The following is a 26090-nucleotide window of genomic DNA, read 5'->3' as shown; positions in this document are numbered from 1 at the left end:
TGAAACGTAACACTGATAATGGTGCATCATGCCCATTGATTTATACGTTCAGCCAACAAAGCTGCAGGTTTAGGCTCTAAGTGCAAATGATGCCCTCCTTCCATATCAATCACTTCAGCATGGTAAAAGTCACCTAACCAAGGGTTAATGATGCTATCTGCTGCACCATTCGATCCCCTTATAACTATAGCTTCTGATCTTACGGATTTAACAAAAGAAGAGATCTGTGAAAAACTAAACCGAACTAAAGAAGGCATCATCAATTTTGGATCATTACTCCAAATATAGCCTCTTTCCGTTCTTGATAATCCACGATCTAGGAGAGCCTCAGCTGCTTCTCGAGAAACGGGCCAACGACCATTCATACGAGCCTGAATAGCATCTTCGTAGGCTAAATAAGGACGTAAGGTTTTCGAAACCATCTTGCTACGCTTTATCACAGCCTCAGCAAACAACTGAGGTAAATCTTCCTCGTCATAGAAAAGAGGTGCCAACCCTTCTATTAGCATTAAATGATCGATCTTTTCTGGAAAAGTACCCGCAAATAGCATCGCAATACTTGCCCCCATTGAATGCCCAATGAGACTGACTTTATTCAAAGAAAGTGCATCTAGAACAGAATGAAGATCAGTTACATTGTCCCAAATATAATAAGGCATTACTTCTGGGCGATGATCTGATCGCCCATGACCGATTAAATCAATTGCTATCAATCTGATGCCTGTGAGATTCTGTGCTAAAGCATCAAAGCTAGCAGCATTATCCAGCCAACCATGCAAAGCCAACACTGGAGCGCCATTGGGATCTCCGTATTCAATAGCCGCGACGGTATAACCTGGAGTCTGTATTTCAAAACTAACTTTATTCGGCATAGGTAGACAAAAACCCTATTAGCAATAATCAGTTAGGTACTATAAACCGAAATTACGTTAAGATCTCAGCTAAAGTAAGTAATTGGAACAGAACAAACATGACTCTACGACTTGAACTGGAAAAGGACCCTTCCCTCAAAAAGCCACAAAAAGTCTTTTTTGTACTGTTTGGAATAATGTTCCTTTTTGCCCCCTTTTATTACCAACCTAACTTAGGTGGAGAAGGATTAAACATCCCTCATAACAGTAGCCTTTGGATAGTGGCTAGCTGGATCATCGCTGCGGCCTGCTTCATCATCTATAAAAAAAATAGAATTATTTTACCTAGATATTGGTTTGCGCTGGCTCTTCTGCCCTTAGGAGCCATCATCACCAGCTACATTGCTGATAATAACAACCCTGCGGAGTGGTTAGTTCGACTATCAGTTATTTGTGGTGGCTATCTATTTTTTATTGCTCTGTTCCAATTTCAGTTAACCTCTCGTCAAATAGAAAGAAGTCTCTACATTCTATTGTCTATGGGATTACTGGCAGCAGTTTACGGAATCATACAAACTCAAAACATCCCCCTAATTCTTAATATTGTTCCCAGAGGAGCAGACCAACTTGCTATAGGTGTGTTCCAACAAAAAAATATTCAAGCAGCAGTCATGGCAACGACTCTAACACTAGTTTTTTACTTAATAAGTCGCCCATCCCATAAAAGCTTAAATCCAATAATCCTTATTGCTCTCATCGTGACCGCTCTCGCCACAAGTTACAACATTACTGTCAGTGGATCTCGAGTAGGCTTATTAGGTATAAGTTGCTCGTTACTTTTCTTATTTATAGGTCGTGGAAAGCTTTTATTAAACTCAAAGATTCCCCTGATTTTCGTTATAGTGGCATCTATTACAGGCGGATATCTTGGCAGTCAGGGTTTAGTATCCACAACTAAGAAATTTGATAGAGCATTATCATCAGAAGGTATAGGTGGTGTAAAAACCGATATACGCTGGAATATTTACAAAACATCCTGGGAACTCTACACCGAAGCTCCGGTATTTGGACATGGTATAGGAAGCTTCCAAAAAGTATTTCAGGACAAACGTGCTGAACACCAAGCTAATGGTACCTATGATCTCGGGAAATCACCAAAATTTAGTCACCCTCATAATGAAATAATCTTTTGGCTAATCGAAGGTGGTAGCTCTGCAATTTTCGGCATTCTAGCTGCAGCACTTTTCACCTTTATTCAGTTGATTAAACTTGGTTGGCAAAGAGGATTTGGTTACGCAGCCTTAATGGTTCCAATCACGCTACACACCCAAGTAGAACTTCCTTTCTATATATCAAATACTCCTTGGTTCTTATTATTGACCATTTTATTTTTAGTGCACCAATCAGGTAAAAAAACCTATTCGACGTCTAAACTGTCGAAAGCAGCAAATTCAACAATCCCCCTTTCTGCGACGGCTATAGCCTTAGTAACTACAAATACCCTAGTACAAGCACAAGTAGGAAATGCAGGAGTTATTAATTACTTCCATACTGGTCAGAAAGCGCCGATTTACCTACAATCTTCTCTAAAATCGCAGTATTTTGAAAACTACACCACTTTCTTGCTGCTGCGTAGAAATATGTTTATGGGAATTAGTCAAAACAACCCTGAACCAGCTAAGGTATATGCTGAGTGGGCTGAAGAACAGATTCAAATTTCTCCTTCGTTAATCTACTACAGAAACTTAGCCATCGCTTATGACTATACAGATCGTAACAATGAGCGGGATAGAATCATGAAAATTGCGATGACTACCTATCTCAATAATTTAGACCTGCAGCAGCTGAACCAGCAGTTTATGCAAAAAGACCTTGAGGATAAAAATAGTAGTGGTGCGATCAAACAGTTAGATGCGTCGAACTAAACGTCCAAGCCCAGCTGCTGGCCAATCAGCTTCCAGTTGGGCTATTTCACCACAACTGAAGGCAGCTGGATTATGTGCACTACCTTCGCAGCAAATTGCTTCTACATAAGAGATTAAAGGCATATGTGTCACCACGAGTGGGGAACGACTTTCAAAGCTTTCTAGAAAGGCTAAAGCATTCGCAGGATTAGATTCTGGCGTCCACAGCTCCGAAACAAACTGCTCAACCCCACCTAACTGCTGATTAACTATTTCCGCAGTCTGACAGGCTCTGACATAAGGGCTATGAATAACACAATCCACGCCTTTGAGATAAGATACAGCTGTCTTCAATCTTGACCTGAGCCTTTCCACGCCCTCAGGCGTTAGTTTACGCTGTGCATCAGATTCAGCAAAAAACTCGGCTTCACCATGCCGCATTAAGAAGAAATTCATTCGCCTTCTCTAGGCAAGACAAATTCAACATCAGTACTCTGCTCGCTCATCATCAGCATTTTTACAACTTGCGCGACAGGTGCATGGTTAAAAACAACTTCATATAAACCTGCAACAAGAGGCATATAAACACCCATTGCAGCAGCTTTTTCTTTGACGTGTTTAATCGTGTTAACACCTTCGGCAACTTGCCCTAAAGCCTCAACCGCTTCATCTAAGGTTTTGCCCTCACCTAAGGCATATCCAACGCGGTAGTTACGACTTAAAGGCGACATACAGGTCACAATCAAATCACCAACACCTGCAAGACCAATAAATGTCATGGGGTTTGCACCCATGCACACCGCAAATCGACTCATTTCAGCCAAGCTACGTGTCATTAACATACTCTTGGTGTTTTCACCCATACCAAGTGCAGCACTCAAACCCGCCGCAATCGCATAAATATTCTTCAGCGTGCCACCAAGCTCTACACCGTAAGTATCGGAGCTAGCATAAACACGAAAATAAGAGCTATGCAGGATATCCTGAACGAGTGTTCTAACATCTGCTGAATCACTAGCAATTACCGTTGCAGTTAACTGTTTAGCAGCCACCTCTTTTGCCAGATTAGGTCCACTTAAGACGCCAATACGAGCATCAGGCACTTCTTCTGTCAGGATCTCGCTCATCAAGCTAAATGTCTTAGCCTCAATCCCCTTAGTTGTACTTACAAGCATCTGCTCCGGCTTTAACCAAGGCTTAGCCTGCTCAATCACTTGCCTAAAGGACTGACTCGGAATAGAGACAAAAACCAGTTCTGCATCAAGGAGAACATCTTCTAACGAACAAGATGCCGTAATATTTTTAGAGAGTTGGTAGTCAGGAAGGTAACGAGGATTTTCATGGAACTCGTTTATATGATCAGCTCTTTCCTGATCACGTAACCACAAACTAACTTTATGACCATTATCAGCGACAATGTTCGCTATCACCGTGCCAAAGCTACCAGCCCCTAGCACTGCAACCTTACGAATATCAGACATAGATAAATTTCGCTTCTACCAACTATTTTTCCGAATCGTCCATACTATCTAGGACTTTATTAACGCCTTTAAACAAGTAAATCACGATTAGATAGCCCAAAGCAGCCAAGCCTAAAAAAAGCATAAGCTGCAATGGATCTTCCGTGCGCTGATAACCTGCCACACCTAAAGCTGCAATGACTGCGCTGAAAACAACTGCAGCAATAGAGGCGATACGATTAGTTTTGTGTTTGTCCTGATCTGTCACTTTCAACATCACTTTCAGGGTTAATTACTGTCTCAACCGAAGGTTCATCAGCTGCAACAGGCTCAACCGCACTTTCATCAGCTACGTCTTCGTTTGTTTTTTCTTCCACTAGGTCAGCGTTTGGTTCCTGAACAGCTTCAGGCGTTACTTCAGACGTTTTATCTTCGCCAGTTTCTTCAACCTTTTTCTCTTCAAGCTCTGCTTCGTCAATCGGTGCTTGTTCTACGTTTGATTCTTCGCCCTCTGTCTCTGTAACAGGAGCTTCAGCAGTAGTTTCAGGTGCTTCTTCCATTGCGGGTTCAGAAACAGCAGACTTAGGCTCAGCTAAAAGCTCGGCTTCAGGGTGAACACATTCCAGCTTAACACCTGTTTCAGCTTCAATTTCTGGAATAAGGAAGGAATCATCTTCACAAGCGAAACAGATTGATGCACCTGTGGCACCGGCACGACCTGTACGACCTATGCGGTGAACATAGTCATCAGGGTCTTCTGGCAGCTGATAGTTAAATACGTGAGTAACACCATCAATGTGGATACCACGACCTGCGACATCGGTCGCAACTAGCACCTGAATTTTACCGCTGCGGAAATCTTCTAACGTTTTTACGCGTTTTTGCTGTGGAATTTCACCAGACATAAGCGCAGCTTTAATTCCATCTTTACATAGACGGTCTGCTAGCTTACGCGTCTCATCACGGCGGTTACCAAAAACGATAACCTTTTCCGCGTGATCCTTATCCATGTAATTACGAAGCAAACGGTACTTTTGCTCGCCAGAGACTAAATAAACGGTCTGACTAACATTGTCCGTCGTTTTAATTTCTGGTGCGATCTCGATTTTAACCGCATCCAAAGTCCACTGCTCTGCAAGGTTAAGTACTTCATCCGTAAACGTTGCACTGTAAAGTAGTGTCTGTCGATCACTACCTTTACGCGGTGTGTTACGGACAATAGTTCTTACATCGGGGATAAAGCCCATGCTCAGCATGCGATCGGCTTCATCAAGAACAAGTACTTCAACATTCCATAAATCAACATCTTTACGATTGATGAAATCAATTAATCGTCCTGGCGTAGCTACTAAGATATCAACTGGCTTACGTTTCAGATTTTGGCGCTGCTTTTCATAATCCATACCGCCAACAAGGCTAACAATATGTAAACCTGTGTACTTCGCTAGGCCTTTTGCGTCTTCAGCAATTTGCAGTGCAAGCTCGCGCGTAGGTGCAACGACCAAAGCTCGAGGTTCTGCTAAACGAGGTTTCTCGTCTAACGGGTAGTCAATCAAATCCGTAACAATACCCAGAAGGAAAGCTGCAGTTTTACCGGTACCAGTCTGCGCTTTACCAATGATATCTTTGCCCGCGAGTGCAGCAGGAATAGTTTCAGCTTGGATCCCTGTGCAGTATTCAAATTTAAGGTCATAAACCGCATGAAGGACGTCATCCGGCAGATTAAAATCTAAGAAACGCTTCTTACCTTCTACCTCAGGCACGACGAATTGTTCTGGGTTCCAAGACGCAGCTTTAGAGCGGTTGTTGTAACGACGACGTCGTTGAGGCTTACGTGCAGATGAATTTCTTTTTTTGTTAGCACTTTCAGTCTGCTCAACTGATTTATTTTCTGTACTCAATTCAACAATTCCTAAGAAAAATTTCGCCGATAAGGCGGTAAAGCGGCTAAAAGCTGCTTTCCATAACGACGGGTAATAAACCGTCGATCAAGCAATGTTATTTTGCCGCTATCGCTCTCAGTTCGTAGTAAACGCCCTGTAGCCTGGGTGAGGCGCATTGATGCCATCGGGATAACCCATTCTTGAAACGGGTTACGCCCTTGCGATTCTAACCATTCACCGTAGGTTGCCTCAACCGGGTCATCCGGTACACCAAATGGTAACTTCGTAATAATTACATGTGTAAGGTAATCACCAGGTAAATCTACGCCTTCAGCAAAAGAAGCTAAACCAAAAATAACACTTGGTTTATTAGCATCGATACGCTCTCTGTGTTGTCGCAAAATTTCATGCTTGGCAAGTTCGCCTTGCACAAGAATATCTGCTGATATACTAGCAGGCATACGCTCAAGAACATACCGCATCTGACGCCATGAGCTGAATAACACCAAGGATGCACTTCCCTGTTCTAAAATTGGCAGTAACATTGCCGAAATTTCTTCATTATGGTCATCAGGATTTCCAGGATCGGTCTTCATTGCAGGGACATGCAATTCGGCCGCATTTTGAAAATCAAATGGACTCATAAATATATTACAAGGACTATCCGTTGGTATGCCAAGATCAGCATACAAACGATCAAAACGTCCTAAAGCGGTTAGCGTAGCCGAAGTAATAACAGCACCGTAGCAGTTTTTCCAAAGGTGCTCTTGTAAGGTTTCCGCCGCTGACACTGGGCTACTGCAACACTCAATATCAATGCCATCATTACCATCTACTTTAACGATCCAGCGTGCCGTCGGCAGTCCTGTTGTCGAATCAGATGCAGCGTAAGACTTAGCTAACCAATACATCGATTGCATACGGGATAAAAGCACACCCATCTGCGGATACCAAGCTTCACAGATAGCTAGGGGCAGATCGGCTAACTCACCATCCATTCCTTCTTTCAGAAGATCAACAATCTGTTCAAATTTTAAAACGACTCTCTCAGCAGCCTGAGCAAAATTATGAAAGGACAACTGTAAAGGTTCAGGAATCATACCTTGCGCAAAACGATAGCGATCACTTGGGCCTTGGAGTTTATCTTCAAGTATTTGATTTAACAGAAGTTGGACTTCCTTCAAGGAATTTTCCATATCTGCAAAAGGGTTAGCTAACTTCTCGATATAATTTCGAAGCACTATGTGATCAGACGCGTCATTCAATAATTTATTGAGGCTGCGTGTTGCTTTGCTCATCCAACGGATACTGGATTTAACACGTAAGCTATAAGAAAAATGCCCCGTAGTTTTAGTGCCTAGGTGATGGCCTTCATCAAAGACATAGATGGTATCTTCCGGCGGCGACAGAATAGCGCCGCCTCCAAGAGAGAGATCAGCTAAAACAAGATCGTGGTTGGCAACTATCAGATCCCATTTATCCAATTCTTGTCTCGCCTTAAAGAATGGACAGATTGAAAAGTTACTGCAGCGACGATTTGTACACTGCATATGATCGCTAGTAGACAACCGCCAAACAGCATCAGGCACTGTATTCTTTAAAGCATCCCTATCGCCATCCCACTCACCCGAGGCATAGTGACTAAGTAGAGATTTAACCTCGTCAATATCTGAGGTCTGAAGTTTTTGAGCCACTTCATCTTCATACAATGCAATTTGGCCTAATTCATTCTGTTGCTCCAATATCTTCTCTGCATTGGAAATACAAAAATATCGTCCTCGGCCTTTAGCTAAACCATAAGTAAGATTGATTCCGGCATCGCTAATCAGCTGTGGAAGGTCTTTAAGAATCAGCTGTTCTTGAAGAGCAACTGTTGCTGTAGAAACAACGACTTTCTTTTTTCGTTGCTGGGCTATAGGGACAGAAGCCAAAAGATAGGCCATCGTCTTACCCGTACCAGTACCAGCCTCAGTAACACAGATATGCTGACCACTCGTTCTCTCGCCCTCAGAATTGGCAGTAATAGCACCCAGAGTTTTCGCAACCTCCGCAATCATCAACTTCTGGCCATAGCGAGACTTCAATCCTCTGTTATTGAGAAAAGTACTATAGGCCTGCTGTATTGTTTGCTTGAGCTGCTTATCTAACAAAACCGTAATCCATAAAATATCTAGGCGCGATTCTAACAGTTCTGAAGGTTTAATAACAAAAATACTGTATAAAAAAACATAAGTTGCTTTACAAAACCAAAATACTGTATAAAAATACACATACTGTATAAACAAACAGACATGATCATGAAGCTGACTAAACGACAAACGGAAGTTCTGGATTGCATCAAGCGTCACATTGGCGATACCGGCTACCCACCTACTCGCGCAGATATTGCCCGCGATTTAGGGTTTAAATCAGCCAATGCAGCTGAAGAACACTTAAAAGCGCTGGCAAAAAAAGGCGCTATAGAAATTATTCCGGGTACTTCACGAGGTATTAGAGTACCTGAATTGGAAGAGGAAAATAGCGGCCTACCGATTGTCGGTCAGGTAGCAGCAGGATCGCCAATACTTGCTCAAGAGCATGTTGAAGATCACTGCACAATCTCCTCTGACTTCTTCCACCCTAAGGCGGATTATCTTTTAAGGGTGAAAGGTAGCAGTATGAAAGATGTAGGCATCATGGACGGTGATCTACTGGCAGTACACCAATGCCAAACAGCAAAGGATGGGCAGATTGTAGTCGCTCGAATAGAAGATGAGGTCACCGTAAAACGCTTTAAGCGTGAAGGTAACATCGTTTATCTAATTGCTGAAAATGAAGAGTTTGAACCGATTGTAGTGGATTTAAACGAACAACCACTGGCAATAGAAGGTTTAAGCGTCGGCGTTATTCGTAGAGGTAACTAACCATGATGGCATTTCACGCAAACCAAACTGCAACAATAATGCAGAGCACATCTGCAAATGAAAAGATTTTCACCAAGCAAAAGCCAGCTAATCAGCTAGCAGGTACGATGACTGAAATCGTTGTCCAAGATGAGAATTTTTCTAACATCCCAATGTTGATGCCATTACTTGCACAACTAAGTCAGGATGATCGCTGGTTTGTGTGGATTGCTCCACCTGTGTTATTACCAAAAAACCTTCTGATTGAGGCAGGCATTGATCTGACTAAAGTCATTCTGCTCAACCCAGATAACAAACATAGCACCTTTGAGCTTGCTAAACAGGCACTAAGCACAGGCACTAGCCACGCGGTAATATCATGGCCTGGATACTTAAATGATGAAGAGTTTAACGACTTAGAAAGTGCCGCTAAGAAAGGACAAAGTCACGGAATTATAATTAGACGCCGTCAACATAGCTAAAAGTATTTTCTAGTTTTGTTAAGGGCGCCTAACCGAAGTAATATCACCCCAATAATGAGCTTTACCTGAAAGGAGCTCATTATCGGAAATGACTTAATGGATAGTTGGTGGGATCTCTTCTTCAGGCTCTTGTTCTAAACCCACCCCAGATTCTGCCATCATCTGAATGCCTGCAGTTAACATAACGCGAGCGACATCTAGATATTGATCACTTAATTGTTCTTTAAGCGCATCAGAAAAATTAACTTTAATCATCGGCTCTTCATCGCTATCCATATTTCGGATTGCTAAGCCGCCTTCATCAAGTTCGATTATTTCAAGCACAGTCTCGGGTGTTAGTCCTGACACTTAATTTACCACTCTTGCATGCCTTCTCTAAGGCGATTAACTAATTCAGAGAGTAAATCAAACCAAGTTTGATACTCAGTAATGATTTCACCATCCTCTGCATGATCAGGATTGATCTGCAACACATGTATTTCAGAAACACTGCTAGTTTCAGTCACAGTCTGTTTAGCATCAGAACCATGCCAGCATGCTTCATAAGCAGACATCATTTTATGCAACCAAGATGAATTATCGGACTCTAGGTTGCTTAACTGTCTCAATTCAGGGCTTTCGACGCCAGTCTTACCCATTTCAGCAGCTAACGCACGATAACCTTGAAAGCTTTCAGTATCGACCTTATACCATTCAGCAATTTCGCGTAAAAAAGCATCGTAGGCTGATGTTAGGTGGAACAGCACTGATTCATTATAAGACTCAATCAATGCATGCTTACTCCAGCTAGTGTCATCTTGAGCTTTTTTAAGTTGCTCTAGATGAAGTCGTGTAAAGCTTAACTTCTGATTCGTGCGTGCCTGATATATACCGCTCATGAAATCCCCGACTATTTCTTCTTCGCTTTTTTACGGGTCTCTTCTTCGACCCATTTACCATCGCGATAGAATGCACGCCAACCTGTCGCTTTACCATTGACCTCGGTCATAACGTACTGCTCTTTGGTCTTTCTGCTGTAGCGAATGACACTCAGGTTGCCTTCAGAGTCATTCTTAGGCGCACTGAACAAGAACTCATATTTCGGATCAATCTCAGCCTGATGTGGCAGTATTTCCACAATCTTCGGAGCACGTGTTTCTCTGTTTCTCGGGAACTGGCTTGCTGCCAAGAACAAACCAGACGCACCATCACGCAGGATGTACGTATCCTCTACCTTTTCGCACTGAAGTTCAGGCATTGGAACAGGATCCATCTTAGGTGGCGCTGGCTCACCGTTCTTCAACAACTTACGGGTATTTTTACACTCAGTACAACCGAAGTATTTACCAAAACGACCGGTCTTAAGCTGCATCTCAGCTGAGCACTTATCACACTCTAGAACAGGACCATCATATCCTTTGATACGATATTCACCCTTCTCAACTTCAAAACCGGAACAATCTGGGTTATTACCACATACATGTAACTTACGATTCTCATCTATCAGATAAGAATCCATTGCTGAGCCACATAAATTACAACGATGCTTCTTACGCAGAATGCGAGATTCTTCCTCATCATCGCCATCAGCGCTAACAACCTCATCACCAGAGACTAAGTTGATCGTACACTTACAACGTTCTTTTGGTGGCAAGCTATAGCCGGAACAGCCTAAGAAAACACCGGTACTGCCCGTGCGGATCATCATATCTCGACCACAATCAGGGCAGGAGATATCGGTCTCTGTAGGAGCATTCGGGCGCATACCATTCTCAGCATCCTGCGCCTCTTCCAACTTCATAGAGAAGTCAGCGTAAAACTGATCTAGAAGCGCTTTCCAATCAGCACTGCCTTCAGCCACATCATCAAGGCTTTCTTCCATCCGTGCTGTAAAGCTGTAATCCATCAGGTCAGAAAAGTTTTCACCTAGACGTTCTGTAACAATATCACCCATTTTCTGAGCATAGAAACGTCGGTTTTGAACTTCTACATAGCCACGATCTTGAATCGTCGAAATAATCGCTGCGTAGGTCGACGGACGACCAATCCCTCGTTTTTCAAGCTCTTTAACAAGGCTTGCCTCAGTGAAACGAGGAGCCGGTTTGGTAAAATGCTGCTTCGGCAACAGATCAACTAAATTTAGATTATCGCCAGCCTGAACATCCGGCAGGATAATATCTTCTTCGCCTTTGCCCTTCGCAGGCATAACACGGGTATAGCCATCAAACTGCAGGATTCGACCTTTAGTAACCAATTCAAAGTCGCCGGCAGACACAGTCACACGCGTGCTCAGGAATTTCGCTGGAGTCATCTGACAAGCTAAGAACTGACGACGAATAAGCTCGTATAAGCGCTCAGCGTCTCTGTCCATGTTTTTAAGCGAGGTAGCTTCCACATTCACATCAGATGGTCGAATCGCCTCGTGGGCCTCTTGAGCGCCCTCTTTGCTGCTATAGCTGTTAGGGGCTTCAGGTAGGTATTTACTACCGAAATGATCGCCAATGTACTCTCGACAGTTCGCAACGGCTTCCGCACTTAGGTTTGTCGAGTCTGTACGCATATAGGTGATGTAACCTGCTTCGTACAAACGCTGCGCCATCATCATGGTTTTCTTAACACCAAAACCAAGGCGCGTACTTGCAGCCTGCTGCAGTGTTGATGTAATAAATGGAGCTGAAGGTTTACTGCTGGTCGGTCTATCTTTACGGCTGATCACTTCAAATGAAGCCGAACGCAACTGCTCTAAATGCGCTTTAGTTTCTTCTTCTGAACTTGGACGGAAAGTTTCGCCGTTTATTCGATGCACCTGTAATTTCAGTGCCACTTTATCTTTCGTTAGCGTATCAGCCTGCACTTCCCAAAATTCTTCAGGGATAAATGCACGAATCTCTTTTTCCCGCTCAACAACCAACTTAACGGCAACCGACTGAACTCGACCGGCAGATAAACCGCGTGCCACTTTCTCCCAAAGTAGCGGAGAGACCATATAGCCAACTACACGATCAAGGAATCGGCGTGCCTGCTGGGCATTAACACGATCCATATCCAACGCAGAAGGCTGCTCAAAGGCTTCAGAGATCGCTTTTTTAGTGATCTCGTTAAAGACAACACGACGGTAACGCGTATCATCACCGCCAATCGCTTCACGCAAGTGCCATGCGATCGCTTCCCCTTCGCGGTCCAAATCGGTTGCGAGATAGATTTCGTCAGCATTCTTAGCTAGACGTTTAAGTTCATCAACAACCTTCTCTTTACCCGGAAGAATCTCGTAATGCGGATCCCATCCTTTATCAGGATCGATCCCCATGCGTCCAATAAGCTGCTCACGCGCCTTCTTCTTTTTATGTATAACTTTTTGTTCAGGCGACATTTTACGCGTCAGTGCCGCTTGGCGAGCCCGTTCTTTCGGATCGCTCTTTTTAGTACTGCCACTGGTTGGCAGGTCGCGAATATGACCCACACTGGATTTTACAACGTACTGATTACCCAGATATTTGTTAATGGTCTTCGCTTTCGCGGGTGATTCCACGATTACCAGGGATTTTCCCATAGCGTCCTTCTTTCCTCGGGCTACATGGTTAAACGCTGACGAACTATCTATTTTAGCAACTTGTCACGATATTACTGTGCAAAAACCGTTCACTTTCGAGTTTAGCGCTTAACTAACAATAATATTTGGGAGCATATATAAGTGTTGAGAATGCTGTGGTCAAGCAGCAATTGCGATAAAAGTAGACCAATGGATCAACAAGAACTTTACCTATCAGCACTTACAAGCCACAATAATCACCATAATTAACAATAATTTAATCGTCCAGAAAATACTGATGCTTAACGATAATCTTTTATTTGTAATTCTTATCGCAGTGGTCGGCCTAGTCGCCATTACTGTGAATTTTGTAATTACGACTCGAGAGCAGCAGGAAGACGCTAAAGATCAGCGTCTTACTTGGCTAAAAGGACAGGCAGAACATATTCTGCAGGCCATTGCTGTACTACGTGAAGCAGACTGCAAGCCCGAAATTATTCAAAAGATTAATGAGCATGCAACCTCTCTTCTTGAAGAGGTTGCTATGTTAGCACCAGACTCGGAACTATTTAATTCTCTCACCCAGCAGAAAGACACCGCTGATAAAGCATTTGCTTCTCCTGATGTATTCGATAGCGATAAAGCTTTAAAACGAGCACAAATCTATATCAACTTTGCTGAGAAGCTCGTACTTCAATTGGCACGGGGTGGAAAAATCACTTTAACGCTTGCTCGTAGCTATCAGCAAGAGTTGTACTGGCTACGTATAACTGTGGTTGCTGATGCTCATGTAAGCCAAGGTAACCGTTTTTTACAGAGCGAAGACTCCATGACGGCAGTTTCCCATTATCGTCACGCAAAAGCTCTGCTAGTAAGGGCAAATATCCCTCATACGGTTAAAAAACCACGCTTGGACACTGTAGATAAACTAATTGAAGAGATCCAACCAAGAAAACCACGTTCCAAAGGTACCTTGGCAGACTCCTTAGATCGCCTTCTCTAGTCGATCTTATTAAAACGAGGAACAACTGAACCGTTTTCTAGGGTTACCGTCTCAACAAACATATCTAACGGGCGCACCCAAGTAGATTCATCACCGTAGCCCAACTTGTATACCACTAGCCACTCTTCAGTTTCAGAATGTCGCGCCACATCTAAAACAACGTATTCTGGCCCTTTATAGTGCTGGTAACGACCTGCAGGTACTTCAACCGGTGGTAACATCAAAAATTGCCCTCACTAAATTCTTTAAGCTGTTGATAAAGAGATTCCATGATCTCTTCACCTTTATCACTATTTCCAGCCTCGTCCCAATGAACACCTACATAAGCTGGCGTTGATTCTAAAGAGAAAACCCCCTTTGGAAGCTCCTCTAACAGCGCATTTAATTTATCTAATTGCGGCTCAGATAAAGTGCGCTCACCTTGAGCCCAGCACCAACCAGCATTCAAACCGATATTAGCAATGGACTCTACTCGGAACACTTGCCAAGCGTTGAAGTTATTCTTCTGCTCACGGCTTAAGCCTTCACGTAAAACTCGATAAGCGGTCATATTACGCTCATCTGGCTCCATTTCGCCTTGTGCTCTAGGCGGCTTCATCTTTTCGAGTTGTATCTGGAAGCCCAGCGCTTTTGCTTTAAGCCTTAGAGATGCTTGGTATTTTTGCTTTTTAGTGGGCATAACCCACATCATTGAGCCTAACAAAGACATCATTATCAGGACGATTATCATCCATTCCATTACTAAACCCTCAGCCCAATTACCGTACGCGCGGAAACATTGAATAGCAGGCTGTACATGACTGGCATAAAACACCCAGAAATAACACAACCTATTAAAATATTGATAGAAATCAGCTGCCGCGAGTTTACCAGAGTACGTACAGCAACGCTCTATGCTAATCTGTTAAAAGAGTCTGTAAGTCACTCTCAACAGCCTTAAACACTTTGCTAGTGGAGATGCAGTTATGGGAACTTATTCCAAGATACTTTTAGCCTTAGACCTCTCAAGCGAATCTGATCAGCTCAAAAGTAAAGCCTATGAACTTGCAAAAGCGAACGACGCACAGCTCTATGCAGTTCACGTTATTGAACCTCTCAGCTTTGCTTATGGGGGCGATGTCCCGATGGATTTAACCTCGATACAGGAACAACTAGATAAACACGCCGAGCAAAAGCTCAAGCGCTATTGTGAGACCCTTGAATATCCGGTAACTGAACAGTTAGTGGTAACGGGTCAAACCGAATCAGAGATTCACCGACTCGCCGACGATTATGATATAGATCTGGTTATTGTAGGCAGCCATGGCCGCCACGGTATTGCCCTTCTACTTGGCTCAACCGCTAACGGCGTTTTACATGGGGCTAAGTGTGATGTTTTAGCAGTCAGAATTCAGGATCAAGACTAGGAAGGGTTTACTCCCCTTCCTGCAGCGCCTCCAACTCGACCCAGCGGTCCATCAGTTGCTCAACCAGTGATTCCTGATCCTGTAATTCACCGAGTTTTTGACTCACGAATTCGTGATCCTGCTGATAAAAATCAGGGGCAGCCGTTTCTGTTTGCAATGCTTCCAGAGCCGCTTCCGCTTGTTCTAACTGAGCAGGGAGCTCATCTAATTCACGCTGTAGCTTGTAACTTAGCTTTTTCTTCTTCGCAGGCTGAGAAGGCGCCGCTTCTTTGACTTGAGGCTTTTCAGCTTTAGGCTGCTTACTCTCCTGTTTGACAGGTTCCGGGCGCTGCCTCAACCAATCTTGATAACCACCAACATATTCATTCAGTTCGCCTTCACCTTCGAATACCAAGGTGCTAGTGACCACATTATCCAAGAAAGAACGGTCATGGCTTACTAGAAGAATCGTGCCATCAAAATCTAGAATGATCTCTTCAAGCAATTCAAGTGTTTCAATATCCAGATCGTTGGTCGGCTCATCCAGCACTAACAGGTTTGCAGGCTGACTAAAGAGTTTGGCTAACAAAACCCTGTTTGTCTCACCACCGGATAACGCTTTTACAGGCGTTCGCGCTCTTTCAGGCGCAAACATAAAGTCATTCAAGTAACTGATCAGATGACGATCACGGCCATTGATGCTGATACTCTCTCGACCTTCAGCTATGTTATCCATCACTGTTTTTTCTGGATCAACCTGAGCACGTAACTGATCAAAGTAAGCAATTTTCAGATTCGTACCGAGCTTCACTTCACCTTGATCAGGAGATTGCTTACCTAAAAGCACGCTTAACAAACTACTCTTACCGGCACCATTTGGCCCGATAAGACCGATACGATCACCTCGTTGCAAGACAAAATCAAAGTCACTAAACAATGGCTTGCCAGCATACCCCAACGACACATTTTTAAGCTCTGCAACTAGCTTACCGCTGCGAGCCGCCTCCTCTAAGGAGAACTTAGCCTTACCCCCGCGTTCACGTCGGTCCGCTCGTTCATTACGCATCTTTTTAAGAGCTCGGACACGCCCTTCATTACGGGTTCGACGCGCCTTAATGCCTTGACGAATCCAAGTTTCTTCTTGCGCCAGACGCTTATCGAATAGCGCATTCTGCTTCTCTTCGTCCTCAAGCATCTTCTGCTTTAGATCCATATAAGCAGAATAGCTACCCGGGAACGATGACAGCACGCCACGATCAAGCTCTACGATACGCGTCGCCAAGCGATCCACCAATGCCCTATCGTGCGAGATAATCAACAGGCCACCTTTAAATTCAAGCAGTTGCTGCTCTAGCCATTCGATAGTCTCGATATCTAAATGGTTGGTAGGCTCATCGAGTAATAAAAGATCAGGATTCTGAACTAACGCGGCACCTAAGGCTGTGCGACGACGCCAACCTCCTGACAACTCAGACATTAATTTGTCGCCAGGCAGATCCAACTGTTCAATGACGCGCTGAACACGCTGCTCTAAATGCCAACCATCAACCGCTTCAATCTGATGCTGAAGCTTATCCAGCACCTTCATGTCTGCATTTTCAGATGCAGCAAGCTCATCGTAATCCTGACGTAGCTTTTGGATATCACCCAAACCTGCAGTAACTACATCACGTACTAAACGCTCATCTGCCGCTGGCATTGCCTGAGGTAATTCTGCAATTCGACACGTTGGCGAAACCCAAAACTCACCACCATCAGCTTTGTGATGACCTGCAACCAGCTTTAACAGTGTTGATTTACCAGCACCATTCATACCGACCAAAGCAACCCTTTCACCGGGATCAATTTGGAAATCAACGTTATCTAGTAAAGGTTTGGCGCCAAAGGCCATGGATATTTTATCGAGTCGAATCAGAGGCATGATAGGTCAGCTTTTGTTCATTGAGGCCGCTATTCTACTCATTTTCGACAGATATGCATGAAAATGCTGCATTCAGGTAAATTATTATTTAATTAAGCCGTTAATCTATCGTATAAAGTGATAATGGATTATTCATAGGACTTGAAAATGAAACCTTTTTGGCAAACAACAACCGGTGTGTTCACTTTAACATCGCTACTTATTACAGCACCGATTTCTTACGCATCCATAGAACAACAACGCAAACAATTTTTGCAAGCTGAAACCTACCTAAAACAGAACAAAACCCAGTCTTTTAAGAAGGCTCGAAAAGCACTTAATGATTACCCTTTAGCACCTTATTTAGATTATCAATACGAGCTAAAACGGCTGTATAAATCCAATTCTGGAAACGTATCTGCATTTATCGAAAAATATCCGAAACTACCGATCGCTAACCGACTCAACCGCACTTGGTTAAATCACCTCGCGAAAAACAAAAAATGGACGACCTACCGTAAGCATTTTAGTAACCACCCAGTTACTAGCATTCGCTACGAGTGCCAACAACAAACAGCGCTACTCAATGGCAATTCTCAGCAGAAAAAAACAGCACTGTATCAGGCGCGTGAACTATGGATGGTAGGCAAATCCCAACCTAAAGCATGCGACCCGCTGTTTAAAGCTTGGATGGCAACCGGTCGACCGACAACGAATGAAGCTTCCCAGCGTTTTTGGATGAGCGTTGAACAAAATGAGATCAAACTCGCTCGTTACCTAACCAAGAAGATCAAAGATAAAAAACAGAAACAACAAGCTGAGCTTTTCTGGACACTTTACAATTCTCCAGAACTGGTTGATGGCTCAACTATAAATAAAATTGATAAAGTTCAACGCCCTATAGCGGCATCTATCGCTTATAAACGCTGGTATCGTAAACAACCAATAACAGCCACTCAGTCTTGGCTTAAAAAGCGCGACGGGCTGATGCCGCAGGTTGATCAAGATGAAGTCAGCCTATACATGGGCGAGCGGCTGAATTGGACCTATCACAGCCAAGCAATCAAGCTGAGTAAGCAGCTTGACTCTGAATACCGCATTGAGGAACTAACAGAACGACGTATTCGTAATGCCTTAGCTAAACAGGATTGGAAGACGGTTGTAGAAGCAATTAGTCATCTCAATGAAGAAGAGAAAAAAGATTCTAAATGGCAATACTGGTCTCTCATTGCTGAAAGGCATCTCAAGCCTAATACCGACCAAAAAGAAAAAATCGCCGAAGTCGCGAAAGACAGAAGCTTTTACGGTTTTTTAGCGGCAGAGTTAAATAAAAGCCCTTTCCAGCTTAACGCTAAATCAGATGCTGTAACTCAAGAGCAACTTGATGAGTTAGCTAAATTACCTGCTGCAGCCCGCGCAGGTGAGTTATTCAAACTAGGTCGATTGACCGAAGCGAATCGAGAATGGCGCCTCGCTCTGTCTCAGATGGATGATCAGCAAAAGAACCTTGCAGGTTATCTAGCTAACTCTTGGGGTTGGCACCTACAAGCGATCATCAATGCTGCCAAAACAGAGCGTTGGGACCATATAGATCTTCGCTTTCCTTACCCCCACGCAAAACTTTTTAAAGAACATGCGCTTAAGAACGATCTCGATCTAAGCTTCCCTGTTGCTATAGCCCGTCAGGAAAGTGCATTCCTATTTAACGCTACATCCCGTGTCGGCGCCCGTGGTTTAATGCAGTTAATGCCCCAAACAGCCAAACTTACAGCCAAAAAGCATAAAGTTCCGTATAAGAAAAATGCAGAGTTAGATAAACCTGAGATTAATATTACGCTGGGTTCAGCCTACTTAGGGGATATGCTGAAAAAATTCGATAACAACCCCGCCCATGCAGCAGCGGCCTATAATGCAGGCCCTCACCGTGTAACTAAGTGGCTTAAACAACGTGGCGATCTACCTTTAGACATCTGGATTGAAACTATTCCGTTTAAAGAAACGCGCAAATATGTTCAAAGTGTATTAGCATTCCGCGTCATTTATGATCGCTTAGAAGGTCGGCAGGCCAGCTTACTTACCGATAAGCAAATCGCCTTGCTAGCCGTTAACCAAAGCAAGAAAACCGCTTTATAAACAAATAGTAAAAGAAGATATCTGTATGACTAATCCTTGCTGGATTGATATTGGCGTTAACCTTACTGACAGTAGTTTTGATAAAGACAGGGAAGATGTAATCCAGCAAGCATTAGAACAGGGTATTGAACGCCTAATCATTACAGGCACAACACTCGATGAGAGCTTACAAGCTATCGAGTTATGCCAAAAATTTCCTGAACATCTCTACTGCACAGCGGGAATTCATCCCCACTACGCAAAAGATCATACAGCTAATCAACTGCAAGAGTTCAACTCGTTATTAAAAGAAGACTGTGTCGTCGCAGCGGGCGAGATGGGGTTAGACTTCAATCGAAATTTTTCTACACCGGAACAGCAAATCAATGCTTTTGAAAAGCAACTTGAAATCGCATGTACACACCGACAGCCTCTGTTTTTACATGAGCGAGACGCCCATAAAAAACAACTAGAGATGCTATACAGCTATAGAGATCATATTCCCCATGCTGTAGCACACTGCTTTACGGGCACTAAGGTAGAGCTTTATAACTACCTTGATCTGGATATGCACATTGGCATTACAGGTTGGATCTGTGATGAAAGACGTGGACTAGATCTACAAAAGCTGGTCAAAGACATTCCTTCCAATCGTTTGATGCTTGAAACGGATGCTCCTTACCTTCTTCCTCGAGATATAAAACCGAAACCAAAATCTCGCCGCAACCTTCCAATCTATCTGCCGCACATAGCGACAAAAGTTGCTGAACTAAGAGACGTAGAGTTAGATCAGCTACAGCAAGATGTTTATCAAACTACATGCGAATTCTTTGGACTCAATTAGACACACGCTGAAGAAATTCTAGGAGTTTGGATTGATCAAAAGGCCACTCCAGTTCCTCTTTACTCTCTAAATCCAACAACACTGGAATTTTAACACCATAACGTTCAACCAAATCATCGTCATCTGCAATGTCGACCTGATAAATAGCATACGCCTGCATATCCACAGAAGATGCTATCAACTGCTCTGCCACTTCACAAAGATGACAACCTACCGTTCCCATCAATTCCAGTTCTCTCACTCTATTTACCCTTGCTAACTTTTTTATTTCAGACCGTTTGACCGGAGACCTGAGCTAGATCACAGAATGCCTACAACCCGCATGCTATAGTCCACAGTCAATGTATATAGTGAATGAAAACCAGATAATACCGAAAAACAACGACGAATTGATCATGCAAAAAAAACAACACTGATGGATTAATCATGGTCAAGTTAAGTAAGCCATAGAGCAATTTGCCCAAATAGACTTAGCCACTTAAGACTCTCAACGTTATAAAACATACGGCGAAGACTGGTCTTTTGGCTCCCAGGAAAGCCAACCACACCCTTTTTAAACAAAATGGCTATATTGAGCGAGATGACATCAAAGATCGCACAGAAGAGTTAAATTCTGTGAGTGTCAGTCCTACAGATTGCTGATTAGGCAAGTGGTACTTGAAAGGTGCAGGTCTTAAACCCTTGAAACATATTCTAGGTTAAAAGTTAATAAATACTCCCTATGCAGCAGTGCATCATTCTGTTTTAAAAGCGCTTTAGTACCAAAGCCCGGATTTAAAGAAAGACAAATCAATCCATAAAGGGACCATAAAGCAGATGCGAAATACAGAAGAATAGAGTTATAAATTTCTGCAACATATAGAGGATATGATTGACGAACGAAACCTGACGAGCAATTAAAATCACCACATAAAACGAGTGTTTTACCTACAATCAGTATGACATTTATTGAACCAAGGCCGTAACACCTTAGTGTGATCGACCAAGGAATACCTTGATACATTGCACCGCACAAGAATATGCTGGACATATATATTCACGAAAACGCAATTAAAAGTTGCGATATTGTGAGCTAAACCGTAAAACTTGTATTTCCACTATTCCATACTCGTTAAGAATATGTGAAGCAGGCAAGATGGAAGGACGGATATGACAAAGAAAGGCGACCCAATGGACAACAATAGCAACCTACTTTCCAACCCTCAGGAGTTTATTGACTACCTGAACACCGAAACCCAGAAAGTATTAGAGATGTTCTCAGCTTCTGGCTGTGATGATATTTTCACTAAGTTCACGCAATCCTGGACAGAGTTAGCTAACCGCTCTTGGGAAGACCCTACCGTTTGGATCCGTGCAATTACTGACTATCAGCAAAGCCAAATGAGCCTGTGGACTAACCTGCTAACAGGCAAAAGCAGCGAATCTGTTGCACAGCCAGCACGTGGCGACCGTCGTTTTCAAGCAGAAGAATGGTCTCAGAACCCAGTTTTCGATTACATCAAGCAGTCTTACCTACTAAGCTCTAAGCTTCTTCAGGAAATGGCAGCTAATGCAAATCTTTCTGACCAAGAACAGAAGAAACTTGAGTTTTACACGCAGCAATATATCGATGCGATGTCTCCAACCAACTTTGCAATCACTAACCCTGAAGTTCTTCAACAAGCGTTGGAAACTAAAGGTCAGAGTTTAGTTGATGGCCTTAAGAACCTACTAGGTGATGCTGAAAAAGGCCGCATCTCTATGACTGACGAGTCTGCATTTGTTCTAGGTGAGAACATTGCAACGACTGAAGGTTCTGTTGTATTTGAAAACGAGATGTTCCAGCTTATTCAGTACAAACCAACGACTGAAGAGACTTACGCTCGCCCAACAATGATCGTGCCTCCTTGCATCAACAAGTTCTACATCCTTGACCTGCAAGAAAGCAACTCTTACGTAAAATACTGCGTAGACCAAGGCCAAACAACCTTCGTTATTTCTTGGTTGAACCCAACAATTGAACAGGGTCATATCACTTGGGATGACTACGTAGAAAAAGGCATCCTAAAAGCGACCCAAGTAGTTCAAGACATTACTAAGAGCGATAAAGTTAACGCAGTAGCATGGTGTGTAGGCGGTACTCTACTAACAACTGCTCTAGCGGTAATGGCAGCACGTAAAGATACGTCTATCGCTTCTGCAACGTTCTTCACGACACTTCTAGACTTCACTGACCCGGGTGATCTATGTGTATTTATTGACGAACAACAGATTAAGAAACTGGAAGACAAAGTAAATAATCAGGGCTACCTAAGTGGTCGTGAGCTTGCTACGTCTTTCAACATGCTACGTTCAAACGATCTAATCTGGTCTTACGTTGTTAACAACTACCTTAAAGGTCAGACGCCTCCTCCGTTCGATATCCTGTACTGGAACAGTGACTCTACTAACCTACCAGCAGGCATGTACACGTACTACATCAACAACATGTACATGGAAAACGGTCTAACTAAGAAAGACCAGTTAACTATCTGCGGTGAGAAGATCGATCTTGGTAAGATCAAGATCCCTTGCTACTTCCTATCTACAATCGAAGATCACATTGCTCCATGGAAAGGCACTTTCGAAGGTACCGAACTACTGAAAGGCAAAAACGAGTTCGTTCTAGGCGCAAGTGGTCACGTTGCAGGTGTTATCAACCCAGCTTCTAAGAACCGTCGTAACTACTGGATCAACGGTGAACTAGGTAACGGTGCAGATAGCTGGTTAGAATCGGCTGAGCGTCAGGAAGGTTCATGGTGGCCTCACTGGGCTGAGTGGTTGAAGCGTCGTGCTGGTAAGAAAGTTGCGGCTCCAACCGCACCAGGTAACGATGAGCACAGCGTTATCGAAGCAGCACCAGGTCGTTATGTAGCAGTACGTATCGACTAAGTTAATTAGAAACAAAAAACGGAGCATCTGCTCCGTTTTTTTGTTTTAGTCCGTTTTATATTTTAGACAGTATCGATTATTCAATCTCAGAGCGTAACTGCTGAATATCTTCTTGAAGCTCCTGATCCTCAGTGAATCCCGCAAATTTCTCTGCTTTAGCCAGAGCTTCGAGCGCATCCTCTTTTTGACCTTCTTCAAACAGGCGCTGAGCTAAAGAGTATTGAATCGACGCTTTATACTCTGTATCTTTTAAGCTATCAGCCAACTGATAAGCTTGCTGATAGAGCTTGATCGCATCTTGGTTTTCTTCTGAGAAGTCAGCTAGTGTTTCCCAAAACACAGGGTGATCGTTCTTCTTTCCTTTATACTGCTCAGCTAAAGCTTCCAATTCAGCATAAACCGAATAAAACTCTTTTTCGTTATCCGTCTCAGCCGCTTTCATCATCGACTCAGCAAAAGCTTCAATCTGCTGAAATATTTGTCTGTTCATTAATTAACTCTCCAACCATACGTCTTTGGCCCAGTTCCAAATAGATGGCCACTCGTCTTCAATCGTATCACCGTGTTGCCAAAGCAGGATGGCCGCATCTTGCGTAATACAGTAATAGCCATTCGCATGCTCACAGATCGGGATATACTCTCGAGGCATACCTATATCCCAAGCTGTAGCAGCTAATTCAGGTAAAAAAGTGTGCGAACTTGGATCAGCCACAGTCGCCGGTTCAATAGAACCACAAACAATATCACTTACCTCAAGCAGGAAATGCTTATACTCATCCGGGAGTGAAATCAAAATCTGCTCTTCGATCTCTACAAGATCATCTTCATCAGGCAGATCTAAAGGCACAGGAACTTCGACATTACGTTCTTGTAGCAACTCAATAATATCTTCCATATAGGCGCTCCTGTATTTAAGCTTCTCAGATTCGGAGGCAGACTAGTCGAGCAGAACAGAGAAGTAAATAAAAGAGAGCAGTTATATCCCCCTTTAATAACTTTAGAGAATAATCATATACACAAAGACCTTAAACATTACTTCATACGACAGCCAACACGCCAAAATATGTAATACTTTAGAATTAATCTAATCCGAATTGCTAACTCCTTTGGCCTTATTTCCCAAGACATTGCCAACAGAATCCGTATAATTCGCGCCAAACATCCTGCAACCTCCAGAAAATGTAATAAAATTATGTTCTATGTGTTGCAGAACAAAGAAGTCTCGGGTGATAACAGCTGACTCACCAAAGTCATGACTGTTGCGGCCACAAGCCCCCATCCCCGCAGCTACTTCACAAACCATTATTATTATTAAAATGGCGAAGTTCCTATGACCACAAAATCAGTAGACGTATTGCTAGTCGGCGCGGGAGCTATGAGTACGACCCTTGGCGTCATGCTCAAGCAGCTAGATCCTTCCCTGAAAATCAGCATGATCGAGCGCCTAGATCATGTCGCCCATGAAAGTACAGATGGCATGAACAATGCCGGTACGGGCCACGCGGCATATTGTGAATTGAACTACACGCCACAAATGCCAGACGGCACGATCAATGCCACTAAAGCTTTCGCGATTAACGCCTCTTTCGAAGTTAGCTTGCAATTCTGGTCATACCTCGTAGAACAAAACGCCCTTCCTGAACCTTCTCAATTTATCAATCCTGTACCACACCAAAGCTTTGTATGGGGTGAGAAGAACGTAGAATTCCTTCGCAATCGTTATGAAACATTGAGTGCTACGCACCAGTTTGCGGATATGGAATACAGTGAAGATCACGCAGTCTTGAAAGAGTGGATGCCACTGGTCATGGAAAACCGTGATCCAAGCGAGAAAGTTGCAGCCACTCGTGTTGCTTACGGCTCCGACGTAAACTTTGGTTCGCTTGCACGCAACATGGTGAACTTCCTAGAAGCTCAAGATGATTTCGAACTTCTACTAAGCCGTACAGTAAAAGATCTTAAGCAAGACCAAGATAAAAACTGGACTATTACGCTAAAGAATGACCAAACTGGCGATAAAGAAGCCATCAACGCTAAGTTTGTATTCCTTGGTGCGGGTGGTGGCGCGCTACCGCTTCTACAGAAAGCAGGCATCTCTGAAGGTAAAGGTTATGGCGGCTTCCCTGTAAGTGGTCAATGGCTAGTTTGCCGCAAACCAGAAATCGTTAAAAAGCACTTGGCTAAAGTTTATGGTACAGCACCTATCGGTGCTCCACCGATGTCCGTACCTCACTTGGATACTCGCGTCATCGGCGGTGAACAAGCCCTACTGTTTGGCCCATTTGCTGGATTTACGACTAAGTTCTTGAAGAAAGGCTCTATCTTCGACATGCCACTAAGCATCAACCTTGGCAACATCAAGCCGATGCTTTCTGTAGGTATGAATAACATGGACCTTACCAAGTACCTGATCAGTGAAGTAATGCAGTCTCACAGCTCTCGTGTAGACGCGCTAAGAAACTTCTTCCCTGATGCAAAAGATGAAGACTGGGAACTTTCCTACGCAGGTCAACGCGTACAGATCATCAAAGAAGATGAGAACGGTAAAGGCAAACTAGAATTCGGTACTGAAGTAATCTCGGCTGAAGATGGTACGCTTGCTGCTCTTCTAGGTGCCTCACCTGGCGCATCAACTGCAGTCCAGACGATGATCAACATTGTGGAAACATGCTTCGCAGAAAAACTTGCTACACAAGAGTGGCAAGATAAGATTCATGCGATGATCCCATCTTACGGTCAGGATCTGACTCAAGATGCAGCGTTACTAAACAATGTGCGCAAGCGCACTTTATCTACACTGGGGCTTGATACTATAAAAAAGACTGAACTGCAGGCTGATAGCAGCCTGCAAGATCAAGGCACAGCAGCCTAGTCGAATATAACTATAATGATATAGAGCCAATCCTAAAGCCGGTCTTCTGACCGGCTTTTTTATTTCCCTACCCTTTTCGCTACAATAACCTTTT

The 26090-nt window shown here is 43.5% G+C and carries 23 protein-coding genes and 1 pseudogene; 9 read left to right on the top strand and 15 right to left on the bottom strand.

From position 1 onward, the window contains the following. Positions 1 to 26 precede the first annotated feature (26 nt). The gene (locus ACMXYP_RS05955) at positions 27 to 872 is read right to left on the bottom strand and encodes an alpha/beta fold hydrolase (RefSeq protein WP_415884101.1); all 846 of its coding nucleotides are present in this window, start codon (positions 870 to 872) and stop codon (positions 27 to 29) included. A gap of 98 nt (positions 873 to 970) precedes the next feature. Between ACMXYP_RS05955 and ACMXYP_RS05950 the strand changes: the two genes are divergently transcribed. After that, positions 971 to 2776: a Wzy polymerase domain-containing protein gene (locus ACMXYP_RS05950; protein WP_415884100.1), complete on the top strand. Its 1806-nt coding sequence runs from the start codon at positions 971 to 973 to the stop codon at positions 2774 to 2776. Here the strand turns inward: ACMXYP_RS05950 and sixA are convergent. The 5 genes and pseudogenes from sixA to dinG form a co-directional block, all read right to left on the bottom strand. Next, positions 2759 to 3211: a phosphohistidine phosphatase SixA gene (gene sixA, locus ACMXYP_RS05945; RefSeq protein ID WP_415884099.1), complete on the bottom strand. Its 453-nt coding sequence runs from the start codon at positions 3209 to 3211 to the stop codon at positions 2759 to 2761. The genes ACMXYP_RS05950 and sixA overlap by 18 nt on opposite strands. After that, entirely contained in the window at positions 3208 to 4236 is a 1029-nt protein-coding gene (locus tag ACMXYP_RS05940) for an NAD(P)H-dependent glycerol-3-phosphate dehydrogenase (protein WP_415884098.1), read from the bottom strand. Before ACMXYP_RS05940 ends, sixA begins: the two co-directional genes overlap by 4 nt. A gap of 22 nt (positions 4237 to 4258) precedes the next feature. Next, positions 4259 to 4483, bottom strand: coding sequence for a hypothetical protein (locus ACMXYP_RS05935; protein WP_415884097.1), 225 nt, complete (start codon positions 4481 to 4483; stop codon positions 4259 to 4261). Between the two features lie 325 nt (positions 4484 to 4808). Then, positions 4809 to 6116 (bottom strand): annotated as a pseudogene (locus ACMXYP_RS05930) (DEAD/DEAH box helicase); the annotation flags it as partial. Between the two features lie 11 nt (positions 6117 to 6127). After that, positions 6128 to 8248, bottom strand: a complete 2121-nt coding sequence (gene dinG, locus ACMXYP_RS05925; protein ID WP_415884096.1) for an ATP-dependent DNA helicase DinG — start codon at positions 8246 to 8248, stop codon at positions 6128 to 6130. Between the two features lie 144 nt (positions 8249 to 8392). Between dinG and lexA the strand changes: the two genes are divergently transcribed. After that, on the top strand, positions 8393 to 9001 hold the full coding sequence (gene lexA, locus ACMXYP_RS05920; protein WP_415884649.1) for a transcriptional repressor LexA: 609 nt from the start codon (positions 8393 to 8395) through the stop codon (positions 8999 to 9001). A gap of 2 nt (positions 9002 to 9003) precedes the next feature. After that, on the top strand, positions 9004 to 9462 hold the full coding sequence (locus ACMXYP_RS05915; RefSeq protein WP_415884095.1) for a cell division inhibitor SulA: 459 nt from the start codon (positions 9004 to 9006) through the stop codon (positions 9460 to 9462). Positions 9463 to 9555: 93 nt separating this feature from the next. Here the strand turns inward: ACMXYP_RS05915 and ACMXYP_RS05910 are convergent, their stop codons facing one another. From ACMXYP_RS05910 to topA, 3 genes are read right to left on the bottom strand one after another with little or no spacing between them, the layout of a single operon-like run. Continuing rightward, positions 9556 to 9810 carry a hypothetical protein gene (locus ACMXYP_RS05910; protein ID WP_415884094.1) on the bottom strand — a complete coding sequence of 85 codons (255 nt, stop codon included), beginning with the start codon at positions 9808 to 9810 and terminating at the stop codon, positions 9556 to 9558. A 5-nt stretch (positions 9811 to 9815) separates the two neighbouring features. Then, a complete protein-coding gene (locus tag ACMXYP_RS05905) occupies positions 9816 to 10340 on the bottom strand; it encodes a DUF6586 family protein (protein WP_415884093.1) in 525 nt (174 codons plus the stop codon). An 11-nt stretch (positions 10341 to 10351) separates the two neighbouring features. Continuing rightward, the gene (gene topA / locus ACMXYP_RS05900) at positions 10352 to 12991 is read right to left on the bottom strand and encodes a type I DNA topoisomerase (RefSeq protein WP_415884092.1); all 2640 of its coding nucleotides are present in this window, start codon (positions 12989 to 12991) and stop codon (positions 10352 to 10354) included. 277 nt (positions 12992 to 13268) lie between these two features. On the opposite strand from topA, the gene ACMXYP_RS05895 reads away from it, so the two are divergent. Further along, positions 13269 to 13973 (top strand): DNA topoisomerase I, encoded by a 705-nt coding sequence (locus ACMXYP_RS05895; protein ID WP_415884091.1) that lies wholly within the window; start codon positions 13269 to 13271, stop codon positions 13971 to 13973. Here the strand turns inward: ACMXYP_RS05895 and ACMXYP_RS05890 are convergent. Next, the gene (locus ACMXYP_RS05890; RefSeq protein ID WP_415884090.1) at positions 13970 to 14194 is read right to left on the bottom strand and encodes a DUF1653 domain-containing protein; all 225 of its coding nucleotides are present in this window, start codon (positions 14192 to 14194) and stop codon (positions 13970 to 13972) included. The genes ACMXYP_RS05895 and ACMXYP_RS05890 overlap by 4 nt on opposite strands. Further along, positions 14194 to 14712, bottom strand: coding sequence for a hypothetical protein (locus tag ACMXYP_RS05885; protein ID WP_415884089.1), 519 nt, complete (start codon positions 14710 to 14712; stop codon positions 14194 to 14196). The genes ACMXYP_RS05890 and ACMXYP_RS05885 overlap by 1 nt, the downstream gene beginning before the upstream one ends. A 226-nt stretch (positions 14713 to 14938) precedes the next feature. On the opposite strand from ACMXYP_RS05885, the gene ACMXYP_RS05880 reads away from it, so the two are divergent. Further along, positions 14939 to 15379 carry a universal stress protein gene (locus ACMXYP_RS05880; protein WP_415884088.1) on the top strand — a complete coding sequence of 147 codons (441 nt, stop codon included), beginning with the start codon at positions 14939 to 14941 and terminating at the stop codon, positions 15377 to 15379. A gap of 7 nt (positions 15380 to 15386) precedes the next feature. Here the strand turns inward: ACMXYP_RS05880 and ACMXYP_RS05875 are convergent, their stop codons facing one another. Beyond that, positions 15387 to 17279 carry an ATP-binding cassette domain-containing protein gene (locus tag ACMXYP_RS05875; RefSeq protein WP_415884087.1) on the bottom strand — a complete coding sequence of 631 codons (1893 nt, stop codon included), beginning with the start codon at positions 17277 to 17279 and terminating at the stop codon, positions 15387 to 15389. 147 nt (positions 17280 to 17426) lie between these two features. Between ACMXYP_RS05875 and ACMXYP_RS05870 the strand changes: the two genes are divergently transcribed. Together ACMXYP_RS05870 and ACMXYP_RS05865 are read left to right on the top strand one after the other, a co-directional pair. Beyond that, the gene (locus ACMXYP_RS05870) at positions 17427 to 19391 is read left to right on the top strand and encodes a transglycosylase SLT domain-containing protein (RefSeq protein ID WP_415884086.1); all 1965 of its coding nucleotides are present in this window, start codon (positions 17427 to 17429) and stop codon (positions 19389 to 19391) included. A 25-nt stretch (positions 19392 to 19416) separates the two neighbouring features. Further along, positions 19417 to 20214, top strand: a complete 798-nt coding sequence (locus ACMXYP_RS05865; RefSeq protein WP_415884085.1) for a TatD family hydrolase — start codon at positions 19417 to 19419, stop codon at positions 20212 to 20214. On the opposite strand, the gene ACMXYP_RS05860 is transcribed toward ACMXYP_RS05865, so the two are convergent. Continuing rightward, the gene (locus ACMXYP_RS05860) at positions 20207 to 20455 is read right to left on the bottom strand and encodes a glutaredoxin family protein (protein WP_415884084.1); all 249 of its coding nucleotides are present in this window, start codon (positions 20453 to 20455) and stop codon (positions 20207 to 20209) included. The genes ACMXYP_RS05865 and ACMXYP_RS05860 overlap by 8 nt on opposite strands. Positions 20456 to 21363: 908 nt before the next feature. On the opposite strand from ACMXYP_RS05860, the gene ACMXYP_RS05855 reads away from it, so the two are divergent. Next, the gene (locus tag ACMXYP_RS05855) at positions 21364 to 23124 is read left to right on the top strand and encodes a PHA/PHB synthase family protein (protein ID WP_415884083.1); all 1761 of its coding nucleotides are present in this window, start codon (positions 21364 to 21366) and stop codon (positions 23122 to 23124) included. Positions 23125 to 23200: 76 nt separating this feature from the next. Here the strand turns inward: ACMXYP_RS05855 and ACMXYP_RS05850 are convergent, their stop codons facing one another. Together ACMXYP_RS05850 and ACMXYP_RS05845 are read right to left on the bottom strand one after the other, a co-directional pair. Continuing rightward, complete coding sequence (locus ACMXYP_RS05850; RefSeq protein WP_415884082.1) at positions 23201 to 23614, bottom strand: tetratricopeptide repeat protein; 414 nt, start codon at positions 23612 to 23614, stop codon at positions 23201 to 23203. Between the two features lie 3 nt (positions 23615 to 23617). Next, positions 23618 to 24019 (bottom strand): SMI1/KNR4 family protein, encoded by a 402-nt coding sequence (locus ACMXYP_RS05845; RefSeq protein WP_415884081.1) that lies wholly within the window; start codon positions 24017 to 24019, stop codon positions 23618 to 23620. Positions 24020 to 24454: 435 nt separating this feature from the next. Here ACMXYP_RS05845 and mqo point away from each other — a divergent pair, with 435 nt between their 5' ends. Beyond that, the gene (mqo, locus tag ACMXYP_RS05840) at positions 24455 to 25996 is read left to right on the top strand and encodes a malate dehydrogenase (quinone) (protein ID WP_415884080.1); all 1542 of its coding nucleotides are present in this window, start codon (positions 24455 to 24457) and stop codon (positions 25994 to 25996) included. Positions 25997 to 26090 lie beyond the last annotated feature (94 nt).

The sequence above is a fragment of the Neptuniibacter sp. QD34_54 genome (assembly GCF_047778055.1).
Taxonomy (GTDB): Bacteria; Pseudomonadota; Gammaproteobacteria; order Pseudomonadales; family Balneatricaceae; genus Neptuniibacter.
This window is presented reverse-complemented; position numbering and strand designations above follow the sequence as displayed.

What these genes read in the sequence shown, in the direction of transcription:
- ACMXYP_RS05955 (WP_415884101.1), bottom strand. Translation starts at nt 872, where the DNA reads ATGCCGAATAAAGTTAGTTTTGAAATACAGACTCCAGGTTATACCGTC.
- ACMXYP_RS05950 (WP_415884100.1), top strand. Translation starts at nt 971, where the DNA reads ATGACTCTACGACTTGAACTGGAAAAGGACCCTTCCCTCAAAAAGCCA.
- sixA (WP_415884099.1), bottom strand. Translation starts at nt 3,211, where the DNA reads ATGAATTTCTTCTTAATGCGGCATGGTGAAGCCGAGTTTTTTGCTGAA.
- ACMXYP_RS05940 (WP_415884098.1), bottom strand. Translation starts at nt 4,236, where the DNA reads ATGTCTGATATTCGTAAGGTTGCAGTGCTAGGGGCTGGTAGCTTTGGC.
- ACMXYP_RS05915 (WP_415884095.1), top strand. Translation starts at nt 9,004, where the DNA reads ATGATGGCATTTCACGCAAACCAAACTGCAACAATAATGCAGAGCACA.
- ACMXYP_RS05905 (WP_415884093.1), bottom strand. Translation starts at nt 10,340, where the DNA reads ATGAGCGGTATATATCAGGCACGCACGAATCAGAAGTTAAGCTTTACA.
- topA (WP_415884092.1), bottom strand. Translation starts at nt 12,991, where the DNA reads ATGGGAAAATCCCTGGTAATCGTGGAATCACCCGCGAAAGCGAAGACC.
- ACMXYP_RS05895 (WP_415884091.1), top strand. Translation starts at nt 13,269, where the DNA reads ATGCTTAACGATAATCTTTTATTTGTAATTCTTATCGCAGTGGTCGGC.
- ACMXYP_RS05890 (WP_415884090.1), bottom strand. Translation starts at nt 14,194, where the DNA reads ATGTTACCACCGGTTGAAGTACCTGCAGGTCGTTACCAGCACTATAAA.
- ACMXYP_RS05885 (WP_415884089.1), bottom strand. Translation starts at nt 14,712, where the DNA reads ATGGAATGGATGATAATCGTCCTGATAATGATGTCTTTGTTAGGCTCA.
- ACMXYP_RS05880 (WP_415884088.1), top strand. Translation starts at nt 14,939, where the DNA reads ATGGGAACTTATTCCAAGATACTTTTAGCCTTAGACCTCTCAAGCGAA.
- ACMXYP_RS05875 (WP_415884087.1), bottom strand. Translation starts at nt 17,279, where the DNA reads ATGCCTCTGATTCGACTCGATAAAATATCCATGGCCTTTGGCGCCAAA.
- ACMXYP_RS05870 (WP_415884086.1), top strand. Translation starts at nt 17,427, where the DNA reads ATGAAACCTTTTTGGCAAACAACAACCGGTGTGTTCACTTTAACATCG.
- ACMXYP_RS05865 (WP_415884085.1), top strand. Translation starts at nt 19,417, where the DNA reads ATGACTAATCCTTGCTGGATTGATATTGGCGTTAACCTTACTGACAGT.
- ACMXYP_RS05855 (WP_415884083.1), top strand. Translation starts at nt 21,364, where the DNA reads ATGACAAAGAAAGGCGACCCAATGGACAACAATAGCAACCTACTTTCC.
- ACMXYP_RS05850 (WP_415884082.1), bottom strand. Translation starts at nt 23,614, where the DNA reads ATGAACAGACAAATATTTCAGCAGATTGAAGCTTTTGCTGAGTCGATG.
- ACMXYP_RS05845 (WP_415884081.1), bottom strand. Translation starts at nt 24,019, where the DNA reads ATGGAAGATATTATTGAGTTGCTACAAGAACGTAATGTCGAAGTTCCT.
- mqo (WP_415884080.1), top strand. Translation starts at nt 24,455, where the DNA reads ATGACCACAAAATCAGTAGACGTATTGCTAGTCGGCGCGGGAGCTATG.